Origin of the sequence: Natronogracilivirga saccharolytica (genome assembly GCF_017921895.1) — a bacterium.
In the GTDB taxonomy this organism is placed as follows: domain Bacteria; phylum Bacteroidota; class Rhodothermia; order Balneolales; family Natronogracilivirgulaceae; genus Natronogracilivirga; species Natronogracilivirga saccharolytica.
In genome coordinates this window covers 215,442-229,738 of record NZ_JAFIDN010000001.1, presented here as the reverse complement: position 1 = coordinate 229,738, position 14,297 = coordinate 215,442, and the positions used below count along the sequence as shown (strand labels likewise).

The 14,297-nt window shown below is 51.5% G+C and carries 5 protein-coding genes and 1 pseudogene; all 6 read left to right on the top strand.

Annotated features, from left to right (window positions below; all coding sequences use genetic code 11):
• Positions 1-72: 72 nt before the first annotated feature.
• Positions 73-1,308 (top strand): annotated as a pseudogene (gene ispG / locus NATSA_RS00915) (flavodoxin-dependent (E)-4-hydroxy-3-methylbut-2-enyl-diphosphate synthase); the annotation flags it as partial.
• 252 nt (positions 1,309-1,560) lie between these two features.
• Positions 1,561-3,288 (top strand): foldase protein PrsA, encoded by a 1,728-nt coding sequence (locus NATSA_RS00910; protein WP_210509492.1) that lies wholly within the window; start codon positions 1,561-1,563, stop codon positions 3,286-3,288.
• A 60-nt stretch (positions 3,289-3,348) separates the two neighbouring features.
• A complete protein-coding gene (locus tag NATSA_RS00905) occupies positions 3,349-6,198 on the top strand; it encodes a TonB-dependent receptor (protein ID WP_210509490.1) in 2,850 nt (949 codons plus the stop codon).
• A 21-nt stretch (positions 6,199-6,219) separates the two neighbouring features.
• Positions 6,220-10,164, top strand: a complete 3,945-nt coding sequence (locus NATSA_RS00900) for a fibronectin type III domain-containing protein (protein WP_210509488.1) — start codon at positions 6,220-6,222, stop codon at positions 10,162-10,164.
• A gap of 18 nt (positions 10,165-10,182) precedes the next feature.
• Entirely contained in the window at positions 10,183-11,214 is a 1,032-nt protein-coding gene (locus NATSA_RS00895; protein WP_210509486.1) for a PorV/PorQ family protein, read from the top strand.
• A 58-nt stretch (positions 11,215-11,272) separates the two neighbouring features.
• The gene (locus NATSA_RS00890) at positions 11,273-14,287 is read left to right on the top strand and encodes a T9SS type A sorting domain-containing protein (RefSeq protein ID WP_210509484.1); all 3,015 of its coding nucleotides are present in this window, start codon (positions 11,273-11,275) and stop codon (positions 14,285-14,287) included.
• Positions 14,288-14,297 lie beyond the last annotated feature (10 nt).

Below are 14,297 nucleotides of genomic sequence, written 5' to 3'. Positions count from 1 at the left end.
ACCCGAAGGCTCTGAGACCGGTGATGACTTCAAGTCCGGCAGTGATCAGCCAAATCAGAATTCTACAACCAAAGTGAAATGATTCGCAGAAAATCCATCCCAGTTGATGTCGGAGGTGTCCGGGTAGGCGGTGAAGCTCCGGTCGTCGTACAATCCATGACCAATACGGATACGGCCGATATCCCCGAAACTATTGAACAGGTTCACCGTCTTGCCGCTGCCGGATCGGAGCTGGTCCGGATAACCGTGAACAACAAAGAGGCGGCCAAAGCGGTACCTGCTATAATTGAAGGACTCGACAGCAGAGGCGTCAATGTTCCGATTATCGGGGATTTTCACTACAACGGACATGTTCTGCTTACGGAATATCCCGAATGTGCCCGGCTGCTTGCCAAATACCGGATCAATCCGGGCAACACCGGAACCCGGTCGCGCGACAAAAACTTTGTCACGATCATTGAGCAGGCCATAAAGTGGGATAAACCGGTGCGGATCGGGGTAAACTGGGGATCACTTGACCAGCAGCTGCTTGCGGAACGGATGGATTGCAACAACGAGCTGCCCGAGCCCAAATCAGCCAAAGAGGTCATGATGGACACCATGATCGAAAGTGCGATGCGTTCAACGGCGCTGGCTGAAGAGGTCGGGCTCCCGTCCGACAAGATTATCGTGAGCTGCAAACTTTCCGGTGTTCAGGATTTGATTGAAGCTTACAGCCGTCTGTCCGGTTTGTGCGAATATCCGCTCCATTTAGGACTTACCGAAGCCGGTATGGGAAACAAGGGAGTGGTAGCCAGTACTGCGGCCTTGTCGGTACTGCTGCAGAAGGGGATCGGAGAAACCATCCGGGTCTCGCTGACGCCGATGCCCAACGGAGACCGGACCGAAGAAGTACGAGTCTGCCAGCAGATTCTGCAATCAATGGGCATCCGCAATTTTATTCCTCAGGTTGCTGCATGCCCCGGATGCGGCCGGACGAAAAGCACCTATTTCCAGGAACTGGCCGATGAGATTCATAACTACATCGTCGAAATGATGCCCATCTGGCGGGAGGTGTATCCCGGTGTGGAGGATATGAATGTCGCTGTGATGGGATGTGTGGTGAACGGACCAGGAGAGTCCAAGCATGCCAATATCGGTATTTCGCTGCCCGGAACATTTGAAGAGCCCAAAGCTCCGGTCTATATCGACGGGGAACATCATTCCACTCTTACAGGTGATCACATAGGAGAGACATTTCGGAAAATGCTGGATGACTATGTCGTGAAAAATTACGGGCAGAAAAAATCTGTAGCCGGCAACGCCTGATTTTTACGGCGATTAATAATCCGGTTTTGCTGACGCAATGCCATCCAATGATTCCGTAATTCTTTTCCTGCTGTCAGATTGCGGCGGAAAAGACCATATCTGAACAACCCGTTCCGGCACGGTATGTGTAAAATTTATTTAAAATAAATGTAAAAACTATTTGAATATGTAAGCGCTTTCATTATATTTCGGTAACTTTTGCTTCACATGCGTCAAATAAAGCCATTTATTTAGAAAATATGCTACAGAAATATGATGAATGATCGGCCCGCTCTGCCTGTCATGCATGCCGTACTGACAGTTGTTTTGCTAATCCTCGTCACACTGCCGCTTTCCTGTTCCCGTAAGTCATCAGACAAGGAGCAGGTGCTGCCCATGGCGGAGATCGGCGACTATACCGTTACCAGCGAGGAATTTCTCGGTGCGTTCAGAAATGTATTTGATCGCTCGGGACAGGCATTGCAGGTAACCCCGTCGGTGTTGAGAGAAATCCTCGACCAGAGAGTAAGCTTTTACTCCATCGTTCAGCACGGAATTGATCAGGGTTGGCACGAAGATTATGAGGGCTTGCATCAGAAAAACCTGATTTACCGACAGGTTATGATGGATGAGTTCAGGGAATCGTTTCTGAAGTCTGATATCCGCATTGAAGAGTCTGATCTTGAAGAGCTGTTTCTGCGTTACAATACCCATCTCCGTGCTTCACATTTATATGCACCGGACCGGGAAACGGCCGACTCGCTGCATCAGCTGGTAAAAAACGGTGCCAGCTTTGAACAACTTGCCCGCGATATATTTGATTCGCAGTCGCTGAGAGAGTCCGGCGGCGACCTGGGATATTTCACGGTGGATGATATGGATGTCGGCTTTGAAAACACGGCTTACTCCATGGCTGTCGGAGAAATTTCCGACCCGGTGCGAACCAGCCGCGGTTTCAGCATCATCAAGGTGACCGACCGGATCACGACTCCTATCATCACGGAATACCAGTATGCTCAGAACAAAAACCGTATCCGTGATCTGGCCATCCGGCAAAAAGCAGAATTGCGTCAACGGGAGCATATGGATGAGATAATTGATGCTTACAGCTTTGACGAGCAGCTGCTTGCGGATCTCCGGGAGTGGCTGGACGGACATCTTGGCGTTGATCCTGTTGCCGATGTCGAAACCGAGGGTTTTCACTCGCGCGTCCCGCAGGAGTATTACGGCAGCATAGTGGCGTCACACGACGGATTCGACCTTACGGTGGAAATGCTTCTTCAGGAAACCTGGTACACACCGCTTGAAACACGCCGGAATATCGACAACCGGCATAGCTTCAGGAATCTGGTCGAAGGTGTTGCCTATCGTGCCTATGCTATGAACGCCTATGAAAACAGTCCGCATTATGATGAAGAGCTGGTTGCCCTTTCGGTAGAAAATACCTTCCAGAACTATCTGAACCGAAGGCTGTACCGCACACTAGAATCTGAAGTGGAAATACCCGCCCATGTGCTGGCAGAAGAGTATCACAATAACCCCGACCAGTACATGTATCCGAGAGAGGTGAATGTAGCCGAACTGGCTGTACGCGATATGGATACCGCCGAGAAAGCCTGGGACGCCATTCAGGCAGGGATGTCGTTTCAGGATGCACTTATGAAGTACGGATTCGACGAGGAAGCCAAGCAGGTGGGCGGTGAAATAGGATATACACCGGTTTCCAATTTCGGATCGATATCACCTGCGCTGTCTGAAATCCAGCCGGGTGAACTTGCAGGGCCGTTTGAGATGACCAGCGATGTGATTTTTCTCTTTAAATGCCTCGGTGTCCGCGAAGCCGAACCCATGACATTTGAAGAGGCTAAGCCCCGGATAATGAATAACCTGACTGAAATGTATGTCATGGAAATGCGCAGGAATATTATCGGGGAGACCAAAGAGCGGCACAATGCCAGGGTGCATTACGACCGCATTGATGAAGTGGATTTGAAACTGTAGCAAAGAAAAGCATAACGGGTCCTTACCTCCTGTGACCGACAGAAATCAGCAAATAACAACATGAAACACCTATACAGACTTCACATTACTCTTTTTCTGATACTCTTTACCGCCGGAACAGCCCTTGCGCAAGCGGGATTCATATCGGGAAAAGTAACCGATGCCGATGACGGCGAACCGCTTATCGGTGCCAATGTCATGATCGAAGGAACAGACCGGGGTGCATCAACCGACCTGGACGGCAACTTCCGGATTCTCAATGTGCGGCCGGGAACATACACCCTTGTTGTCCGTTACATCGGTTATCAAACCAAGTTTATCGAAGATGTTCTGGTGCAAAGCGACCTGCGTACCAATCTTGATATCGTATTGCAGGAAGCCGTCTTTGAAGGTCAGGAAATCGTAGTACAGGCAACCAGAGACATCGTCACCCGCGACCGTACCAGTTCGGAATCCCGCGTATCAAGAGAACAGCTGTCAGCCATGCCTGTTCAGGAAGTAGGGGATGTGCTCAGCCTTCAGGCCGGGGTAACGCAAAGCAGCACCGGACAGATTCACATACGCGGCGGCCGTGCAACAGAAGTAGCCTATATCGTCGATGGAATACGCGTGACCGACGATTTTGACCGCTCTCTGGGAGTGCGCATAGAAAACCAGAATATTGAGGAGCTTCAGGTGGTTTCCGGCGCATATAACGCCGAGTACGGTCAGGCCATGTCCGGAATCGTCAATGTTACGACACGGGCCGGATCCAATAACTATCAGGGGAGCATCAGAACATGGGCAGGGGACTATCTGTCTGCTGACCGCCATTTATACGATGGTGTTGCCCATAATATCAGCGACCTGAGACTCTCAAACCAATACAATATCGAAGGAAGCCTTTCCGGGCCTGTGATGCGGGACAGGCTGACGTTCTTTGTCAGCGGACGCTATTTTGAAACCGACGGGTGGTTTTATGGCAGAAACGCCTACACGCCTTACGGTCCCATGCTGGAAGGGACGGATGATTTCGGCCGTCCGCAATTTCCAAGAGTACCAAGGGACAATCCTGTCAATCGCTTTGGCGACCGCATTGATGGTGATCTTCCCTGGATTGATATCATCAACGAAGACGACAACTGGATTTATTACACCGACTCGGGCGAGCGGGACAGTACGCGGGTTCCGATGCAGCAGTTCAACTCTTTCACCGGACAATACAACCTGCAGTGGAATGTGTTCCGCGGGCTGCGGCTTAATCTTATCGGAAATTACTCTATCGAGGAAGGTGATGCCGGAGGAGGCCATAACAACCGGCTGGTGCCGGGAGGTGTAGCCACATTTGACCGCACGCGCTACTACAATAATTTGCGCGCTACCATCACGCCGAGTGCAAACACCTACATGAACTTCAATGCCGCAATGCGTACCAATCACTTTGAACAGCGGCTCTTTGATGATTTGAATGATCCGCGTTATTTCAATCCGGACAGGATATCGGAACTGCCGTCACGATATGCCGGGGGATCAGGAAGGTTCAGCATCATCGGAACAGATAATTATGTGGAAGAACGAACTACGACCACATATATCCTCAAGGGAGACATCACCAGTCAGATCAACCCTGTCCACCAGATCAAAGCAGGGGTGGAGTTTCAGCAGGATGTAATCGAAAGAGATGCATTTTCGCTTCAGCCGGTAGGGCCGAATATTGATCCTCTTCCGGATACCGATGATCTGGGAGTGCCTATCCGCGACGGCAGAAGAAGAGAATACTACACCCGCCGGCCCTGGCTCCTGAGTGCGTTTATTCAGGATCGCATCGAGTATGAGAGCCTGATTATCAACGCCGGCCTCCGGTTTGAATATTTTGAGCCAAACGGCCGCATACCGGCCGATTCGCAGGATCCTGACCTCTTTGAATTACCAAATGACCGTCATGATGATTTCTGGACCTCGGCGGATCCGAAGTTCCAGCTGAGTCCGCGCCTTGGTGTGGCCTATCCCATCAGCGAAACCGGTGTCATCCACTTTTCTTACGGATACTTTCTGCAGTTACCGGAATATGAGCGGCTTTACAACGGAGACCGGATAGTGATGCCGCAGACATCGGGAATCTTTGGGGTGTATGGCAATCCGGACCTGAAACCGCAGCAGACCATCCAGTATGAACTGGGCTTGCAGCAGCAGCTGATTCCCGGTACGGTACTTGAGGTAAGCGGCTTTTACCGTGATATACGTGACTGGATTTCATCCGGACCAACCGAACTCACTTCCAATCCCGGCATCCGGTACGGAACCTGGGTGAACCGCGACTACGCCAATGTAAAAGGTGTTACAGCTACTTTGACGCAGCAGCTCGGCCGCAGAATCAACATGCTGTTTGATTATACCTTTATGGTTGCCGAAGGCACCAATTCCGATCCGCAGGCCGAATTCAATGCTGCTGTTTCCCGGGGAGATACTACGGGAACCGCACTGACGCAGATGCTGCAGCCGCTGGACTGGGACCGCCGCCATCAGCTCAATGCAACCATGTTTTTTGCAAGCCAGAACTGGGGCGCAAGTCTGATCGGCCGCTATCAAAGCGGTGAACCCTATACGGCCGATGCCACTTATTCAACGCGCACCGGGATAACTTCTCTGACCTATTTTGAGCAGAACAGTCTGCGAAAGCCTGATGGGCTCACTTTTGACATCAATCTTTACAGGGGTATGGAAATCGGGGGTGCGACGTTGCGCGCCAATCTGAATATCTACAATCTGCTCGATACCCGTAATGTAAACTTTGTCTTTGCTGACTCAGGTACCGCTGATGAACCGCTGCCGGAAAACCAGCCGGCACAGATTGATCCCGGGTATTACGACAATCCGTTTTTCTATACCGAACCCCGCCGTGTGCAGTTCGGAATTGAAGTCTCCTTCTAATTTATTTCTACTCAGTTATCTATGAAATCATATCTGTTTTCAAGAACCATGCTTAAAAGTTCTCTTTTACTTTTTGCGCTTCTGCTGATTGTCCAGGATGTTTCATCGGGCCAGAATGGCAGCGACACAGATCACCAACCCGGCGATGAAAGAGGGTCGTTCGAAGCCCGCCGCAAGATGATCCTGGACGGGAATAATCTGCGTGCTACCTATCATAATTTCGGGTGGGGCGGACGTCTTGACGGTGATGCCGTTGACGAGGTAACCTATGAATTCCCCAGAAATACCAACCGGGTCTATATTGCACTTGTCGCCTTTTTTGTAGGCGCAGAAGTAAATAATCAGGCCGAAACGGGACCGGAGCAGTTCCCCATCGTACTTACACCAAATGGAAGAGAATCCCCCGACGGAAGCAGCTGGGATATGAACCCGGTTCCCGGGTACTACAACCCCGCCGTTCCTGAGCAGTTTGCTCGCAGCGACCGTCCGGAAACCTGGCCGAGTGTCTGGCCGGACAAGATGGATGATGAGACCGATCCCGGCTGGAGCGGATCCTGGAATGGCTATTTCGGCAAAGATCAGTTCAGCGCCGATCAGGAATTCTTCTACCGGGCCAGCGGAAACGAGTACACCCGGTTTTCCGAACCGACCAACCCCGACAACCTTTTCCGTCCTGATCTGACCGACCCCTCTCGCGGCGGTCTCGGACTGATTATAGATGCCCGAATCATGGCATGGTCACAGACTCTGATCAATGATGTCCATTTCAATATTTTCGAGATCCGGAACGACGGTTCATTTGACTATGACCGGATGGCATTCACGCTCTGGATTGCCGACCTGGTCGGAGGAGGCGGCAACGATCTTCCCGAATTCGATGAGCGCTCAGCCATTTCCTATCTGACGCATCTTGAGCCTCGTACAGGGCGGTCCCATTTCGGTGATACGCGGGTTGGAATGGCAGGAATCCAGTTTCTGGAAACACCGGGCAATTCCATTGACGGTATCGACAACGATGGCGACAGCGATAACTATCTGCCCGGAAGCGGATATTACAATCCGGACAATCCCGACCTGATGGCTCCGCTTCTCGAAAGCAATGGTGGTTTCTTTCAGAATGAGAATGTGCTGTTTATGGAAGTTATTCCCGAATTTCAAAGGAATGACTTCGGTACCCGCCGCATCTGTCCCGGCGATCGCATTGTTCTGATAGATGATGATCACAGCCGGATCATTACCGAATATCCGGAAGGTGGCGGAACATTTACAAGTCAGGGAAGAGAGTTCACCCTGAACGGCGGCTGCTACGACTTGACCGAAGATGCTGATCAGGGAACAAATGACCTGTTCCCTGATGCTACCAATTCCGACCTTTTTGACAATACACTGAACGGACTGATAGATGAGACCGAGGAACTGCATTTGGAGAAGCAGTTCTTTGACAGAGCTCAGCGCGACTTTTTCCGCCGTCCGGTTCGCTACATCAACTACATGTGGGATCAGTACGAAGTTGGTGATACACTTCAGCGCGGTTTGATCGTGCCCAATCAGAAAATACGTGAGCGGATGGCAGAAGATGAGAATTTCCGCAATCTGATCCTCGATTATCAGGAAGCGCTCAACCTTGTACATGTCAACGGCGGCTACCGCTCGCCCGGCGCCTTCGACAACTATTTCCGAAATCATCACACTTCGGCTCCGATGATTGACGAATCGCGGGAGGACTATTTTGACAACAACAAGGCCTGGGATGCCATGCAGGATGATGTGGGGCTGGACGGCGTGCCATTCAGTGGTGCACGTGGTGAGGGTGACGGCTTCCCGACATCCGGTGCCGGTACCCCGTTTCCCGGTGAACCGAATATTGACAAAACCAGTGTGGCAGAATCCGATATGATCGGGATTTCCTCGGTAACCTTCCCGCTCGCAGGGTCCCTGGGTGACGGTCCTTCTTTTGCCCGCGACGGTGCATTCTGGAGAAACCGGATGCTCCCGGGTAACCTGGGTGATGAAGCCCAGCCCGGAGATGATACCGACATTCTGGTGACTTCATCTCTGTTCCCTCTGCAGCGCGGACAAACCGAGCGCTTCTCTGTAGCTATTACCGTCGCCCAAACCAACATAGCGGATTATGATGCACCAGACGGAGACCGGGACAAAGTCAATGACAACCTGGATGAGGCGTTCAATGCCTACGAAGCCGACTACCAGTTTGCAACGGCTCCTCCAGCGCCGAATGTAACGGCAGTCGCCGGTGACGGACGGGTAACACTCTACTGGGATGACATTGCGGAAGAACATTTTGACCGGTACTTGTCCCGGCTGCCGGGTAATACCGAAGCCGATGCACGAAACTTCCAGGGGTACAAAGTCTACCGCTCCACGGATCCCGGCTTTCAGGATATTCTTAACATTACAGATGCCCGCGGCAACAGAATTTTCCGTCAGCCGCTGGCCGTTTTTGACCTGGAAAACGAATGGTCCGGACTGCATCCGGTCGATATCAACGGGGTGAAATTCAACCTCGGATCCAACTCCGGTCTGCAAAGAAAATTTGTGGATGAAAATGTGGTAAACGGCCGCCGCTATTACTATGCGGTAACATCGTACAGTTTTGGTAATGTGCAAAATGACATTGCCCCGTCCGAATCGCCGATTTTCATCAGCATCAATCCGGATGGCAGCGTTGATACCGGGCCCAACGTAAATGTGGTCACACCCGCGGCATCCAAGGCCGGTTACATCGATCCGGAAAACCCGGAAGCTACTCCTGTCCGGGGGACCACCAGCGGACGTGTTTTTGTGGAAGTCATCGATCCCCGGGAAATACGGGTGGATGACCTTTACCGGGTCGTCTTCGAAGACACACTGATTCCGTCAGGCCGTGATGACCGTCCCGATACACTTCGAACCAAAAACTTCTCTCTTCTCAACATTTCCACCGGAGACTCCCTCATCAGGGAATCACAAAACTTCAATATGGAAGATAATCCCGTCAGGGAAGGGTTCCGTCTGACACTTGATAATGCCGAACTGGAGCTGAGCGTCAATATGGAGAGATCCGGGTGGCTGGAAAATGAGGAATACGAGCAGGGAGTCCACCCCTTTGCTTTCTTCCTGGAGGGAACTCCGAGAGCATCCGATTATCTGGTGGTATTCGATGAGCTGGGTGTGAACCAGTCCATTGATACTACCTATGCCGGAATTGATTTACCTCAAAAAGATGTCAACTTCCGGATTTTCAATACCTCCATCACCGATGATGACGGAAATCCGATTGAGGTGGAGTTTGCCCTGAATGACGCTCACAACAACCCCACGGCAACGGCCAATGATCCCAACGAAACCGAGCCCGGCGAATTCAGTGCGGGCCCGGTAAGGCAGGGCCCCTTTGTGAACATGCGCAGGGATCAGATCTTTATTTACGAGCCGGTTGGGGACGTTCAGCGCGAACTGACTTGGACGCTCTTCATGAATCCCACTACAGAGGGTACGGGTTCCAACCGCACCGCAATTTCCCGGAATCCGCGCGCCGGTGATACCCTGCAGGTCTTCACCAGAAAACCGTTCACCTCTCTCGATGTGTTTGAGTTTCGCATGTCGGACATCCAGGTGGGCATGGTTGATAATGAAAAAATCAGGGATGACCTCGAAAGGATACGTGTGGTGCCCAATCCTTACATAGCGACCAACCCTTATGAACCGGCACCCACGATGGCAAGACCCGATCAGGTGCGGGAACTGCATTTTACCAGGCTTCCGGTACCCGGTACCATCAGGATCTTCACGGTGTCCGGGGAGCTTGTGCAAACCATTGAGCTGACTGAGTCAAATACCTTCAATGGTACCTACAAATGGGATATGCTGACCAAAGATAATCTTGAGCTGGCATACGGGGTCTACGTGTACCACATAGAGGTACCAGGTATCGGCGAACATGTCAGCAGATTCGCGGTGATTAAGTAATCCATAACAAGAATAATCATGCAAGCACGAATTTTTATAACTCTCTTTTTAATCCTTGTTGTCGGGATGGCAGACGTTGCCGCTCAGAGTGTCAGCAAGACCGGAACCACCGCCGGAAACTTTCTTAAAATGCCGGTAGGAGCACGATCTGCAGCACTGGGAGGCGCTGTTGCCGCATCCGTCAATGACCCGTCGGCCATGCGCTGGAACCCGGCTGCACTTACCGGGTTTGACCGGCCCGAAGTTATGCTGGACCATGCAGAACTGTTTGCCAGTATCCGGCACTCATATCTGGGCGTGGTTCTGCCGATCAACGGAAACTCGGGGATCGGACTGAATATTACGGCCATGACGATGGATGATATGGAGGAGACAACATTTGACCGTCCGGATGGTACTGGCAGGATGTTCGGCGCCTACAGTTATGCCGCCGGTGTCAGCTATGCCCTCAAGCTTCTGCCCAACTTCTCACTTGGTGCCAATGTCAAGTTCATCAATGAAACCATATGGAATACATCCGCAAGCGGCATAGCCTTTGACATCGGGACCACCTATGTCACACCGTTTGATGATATCGTATTTGGTGTGAGCGTGACCAATTTCGGACAAAAATTCCGGATGCTGGGAGATGATCTGCTAATTCCTGCTGATGTAGACAGGTCGTCCAGCGGTAACAACAGTGAAATCCCGGCCAATCTCGACACGGACCGCTTTGATCTGCCGCTCGGGCTCAGCGCCGGTCTTCTTTGGCACGCATTTGATACCGAAAACATGCGGGTAAGCCTGATGGCTTCCGGGCAAAGTCCCAGCGACAACTACCAGAATCTCAGCGTGGCTGCCGAACTGGCATTCCTGAATGAACTGATCACTTTCCGGGGAGGGATTCCCGAAATTGGTCTGCCTCAGGAAGACAGAATGTACAAGTTTGCACTTGGTGCGGGGCTGAAATACTCCTTTGGCAATAACCTGGCACTGGATTTCGGCTATGCCTACCAGCAGCATGAGCATTTGGGAGGGACAAACCGGATTTCTGCATCAGTTGCATTTTGACAAAACCAACAAACACGGATAACACCGTAAAATAACAACAAATAAAAAAGAGGAAGCTATGAATACTGTTTACCGTAGTATCAAACGGTCATTCAGGTCGCTGGCAGCGTTGCTGGCACTGACTCTGCTTTGTTCCTGGTCGCTGAATACGGCCCAGGCACAAGTGGAACTCTCCGATGCCGAGTGGAAAATCGGCTTTGAAGAAGAAGACTGGGTGACTGCTGACAACACCATGAGGGGCGGAAGTCTGAACCCTGTTACAGGCAATCTGCTGGTAGTCAGCCGCACCGGCGGACCGGCAATTTATGTCGTTGATGCTGATGACGGCTCGGTTACAGGTGAATTGGACATGGAAGGCGTTTCCGGTGGAGACTTCCCCATCAATCTCATCAAGGTAGCCAGTGATGGTGTAATTTATGCCGCCAATCTTTCGGTTCCCGGTTCCAATTATCGCCTGTACCGATGGGCCGATGAGGACAGCGAGCCGACACTGGCCTTCGAAGGGAATCCGAACAGCACGCGTATGGGGGATTCTTTCGGTATGTACGAAGACGATGACAAGGTTGTGCTCATGGCCAGTGGCACCGGCAATGATGCCATTTTTACCCTGACACGCGACAAGCAGGACGACACCTACACCGATGGTCTGATTGAGGACATCCCGGCCGGATACGCACGCGGCGGTTTTGCTTCGGTTGACGGACAGGATCAGGTCTGGATCAACGGATACGGCACCCCGCTGACACTTGTAGATCTGGAAAGCGGCGATGTTCTTCTCGAGGTGCCAGAAACGGCTATTCCTTATCAAACCATGGAAGTTTCCTTCGCCCAGATCGGTGATCGCAGTATCGCTGCATTATTCCCGACCGATACCGAGCCTGAGGGACAGTACGTAGCCATTTACGATGTTACCGATGCTGAAAATATCGCAAAAATCGGCCGCACAGCACAACTTGGCGACGAGGAAAATCTTAATGGCGTCGGCAGTATTGAGCTGGATGCAGACAATCAGATGCTGTATGTGGTTGGAACCAACAATGCCGTAGCTAAATTTGACATCACTCCGGCACTCGAGGCGGTTACTGTTGTGCTTAATTTCAACGCAGCAACCGTGCCCGACACCCTTCGTGCAGAAGATGTCGTACAGGTACGCGGTGATTATTCCCCTGCCGGTCTGACCTGGGGTGCTGACAGCCCGGTTCTGGCTGAAAATATCGGGGGCGACTATTGGCAGGCAACCATCAGCGGTGCTCCGGGTGATACCATAATCTTCAAATTCTGGACCGGGTTTTCTCTGGATCCCGAAGAACCAACTGCCAACGGCGGATGGGAAGGCGGAGATGACCGTATGTTTGTCATTCCTGATGACCAGACTGGAATCATTGCCAGTGATCTGCTCTTCTACAACCAGGTTGAACTCTTTGAAGAAAAAGCCGATTCCATTGGCATATACTTCCGGGTCAATATCGGCGCTCAGGTGCAGCAAGGCCAGTTCAATACCGATGAAGACAGAGTTGGTGTCCGCGGACAACCGCCCCTTGACTGGGATGAAACCCTGTTCTTTCTCAATAAGGAAAGCAGAATGGAAGGATCAGATAATATTTTCTACTCCGGTGTTTTTTATGCCGCTGAGGATATAATTGAACAAGAAGGTGGATTTGACTTCAAGTTTGTAACCGACATTGATGGCATCGGCTGGGAAGATGGTGATGACCGGCCAGTGCGGTTTGGTGAAATTGCCGACACAACACTTCAGTACGGCTTTTTCAGCGGTGAGAAACCGTCACCGGATGAAGTTGAGCTCATTGAAGCCGACATTCAGTTTGCCGTCAACGTCAACGTACTTTCCAACCTGGGGATCTTTGATGATGCCATCGACGGGGTAGAACTTCGCGGCAACTTTAACAGCTGGGCCGGAGGTGATGAACTGACCTTCAACCCGACCCTCGACCGTTACCAGATCACCCGGGACTATTCCGGCGGTGACCTCGTCTCCGTTGGACAGCGTTACGCATACAAGTACTTTATTCTCTGGGATGAATCCCGCGAAGATTCAGAAAGCCCGAACTACATCCCCGGTCTTGATGCCGAAGGCGCCGGATGGGAAGAGCCGGGAACGACCGGTGGTTCTGATCGTATATATTTCGTGACTGAAGATGCCGAGCAGACCACTTATCCGGATGATCCGGGCTATGATTACTTCAATGACCTTCCGGGTGCCTCGGTAATCCTTCAGGAGTTTATTGAAGGTGAGCCGGAAACATGGCCGATCACTTTCCGTATCGACATGACCCGTGCAACCGAAATACCTGATGCAGAAGACAGGTTTGTTCCTGGTGAGGATTCGGTCTTCATCGCTTTTGAAGAGCAGATCTTTGCTTTCTCTCAAGGGTTTGGCACAGGGCCGGGATCTGTTGAGGATGCTTCCAATATTGAGCGCAATGAAAACTACCTGCTTGAGGATGTGGATGGCGACGGAATCTACGAAATCACGGTAGATGCCCAGCTCCCGTCTGTCAACTCATTCGGGTTCATCATCGGTTACGGACAGCCCAATATTGGCGAAGGAACAATTACCTGGAATGGCGGTGGTTTCGGAAGCGGACGACGCTACTATCAGTTTGCCATGCCAACACAGGTCGTTGATTTTGATGGTATTCTGGTATCATACTGGCCGGCTGAACCTGATCTCGATGTACTGACATGGTATGGCGGTGAAAACTTCAACGATGAAGGCCTGACCGTTGAAGCTGCTCCTGATTACAGAGCACTGCTTACCAGTTCAGAGGATGCCCGCATAGACACTCCGGTTACGTATAACCTGAGACAGAACTATCCCAACCCGTTCAACCCGACCACAAATATTGAATTTACCATTCCGGAAAGCCATGATGTGCGGCTGGAAGTGTACAATATACTCGGTCGGCGGGTGGCGACACTTGTCAATACATACAAAAATGCCGGTACACATACTGTTCAGTTTGATGCATCAAGGCTGGCATCCGGCATGTACATCTATCGTCTGCAGGCAGGCGATTTTGTACAGCAGAGACAAATGATGCTCGTGAAATAGCATTGCTCTG

Coding starts and splice junctions, on each gene's coding strand:
- NATSA_RS00900 (WP_210509488.1), top strand. CDS start 6,220: ATGAAATCATATCTGTTTTCAAGAACCATGCTTAAAAGTTCTCTTTTA.
- NATSA_RS00910 (WP_210509492.1), top strand. CDS start 1,561: ATGATGAATGATCGGCCCGCTCTGCCTGTCATGCATGCCGTACTGACA.
- NATSA_RS00895 (WP_210509486.1), top strand. CDS start 10,183: ATGCAAGCACGAATTTTTATAACTCTCTTTTTAATCCTTGTTGTCGGG.
- NATSA_RS00905 (WP_210509490.1), top strand. CDS start 3,349: ATGAAACACCTATACAGACTTCACATTACTCTTTTTCTGATACTCTTT.
- NATSA_RS00890 (WP_210509484.1), top strand. CDS start 11,273: ATGAATACTGTTTACCGTAGTATCAAACGGTCATTCAGGTCGCTGGCA.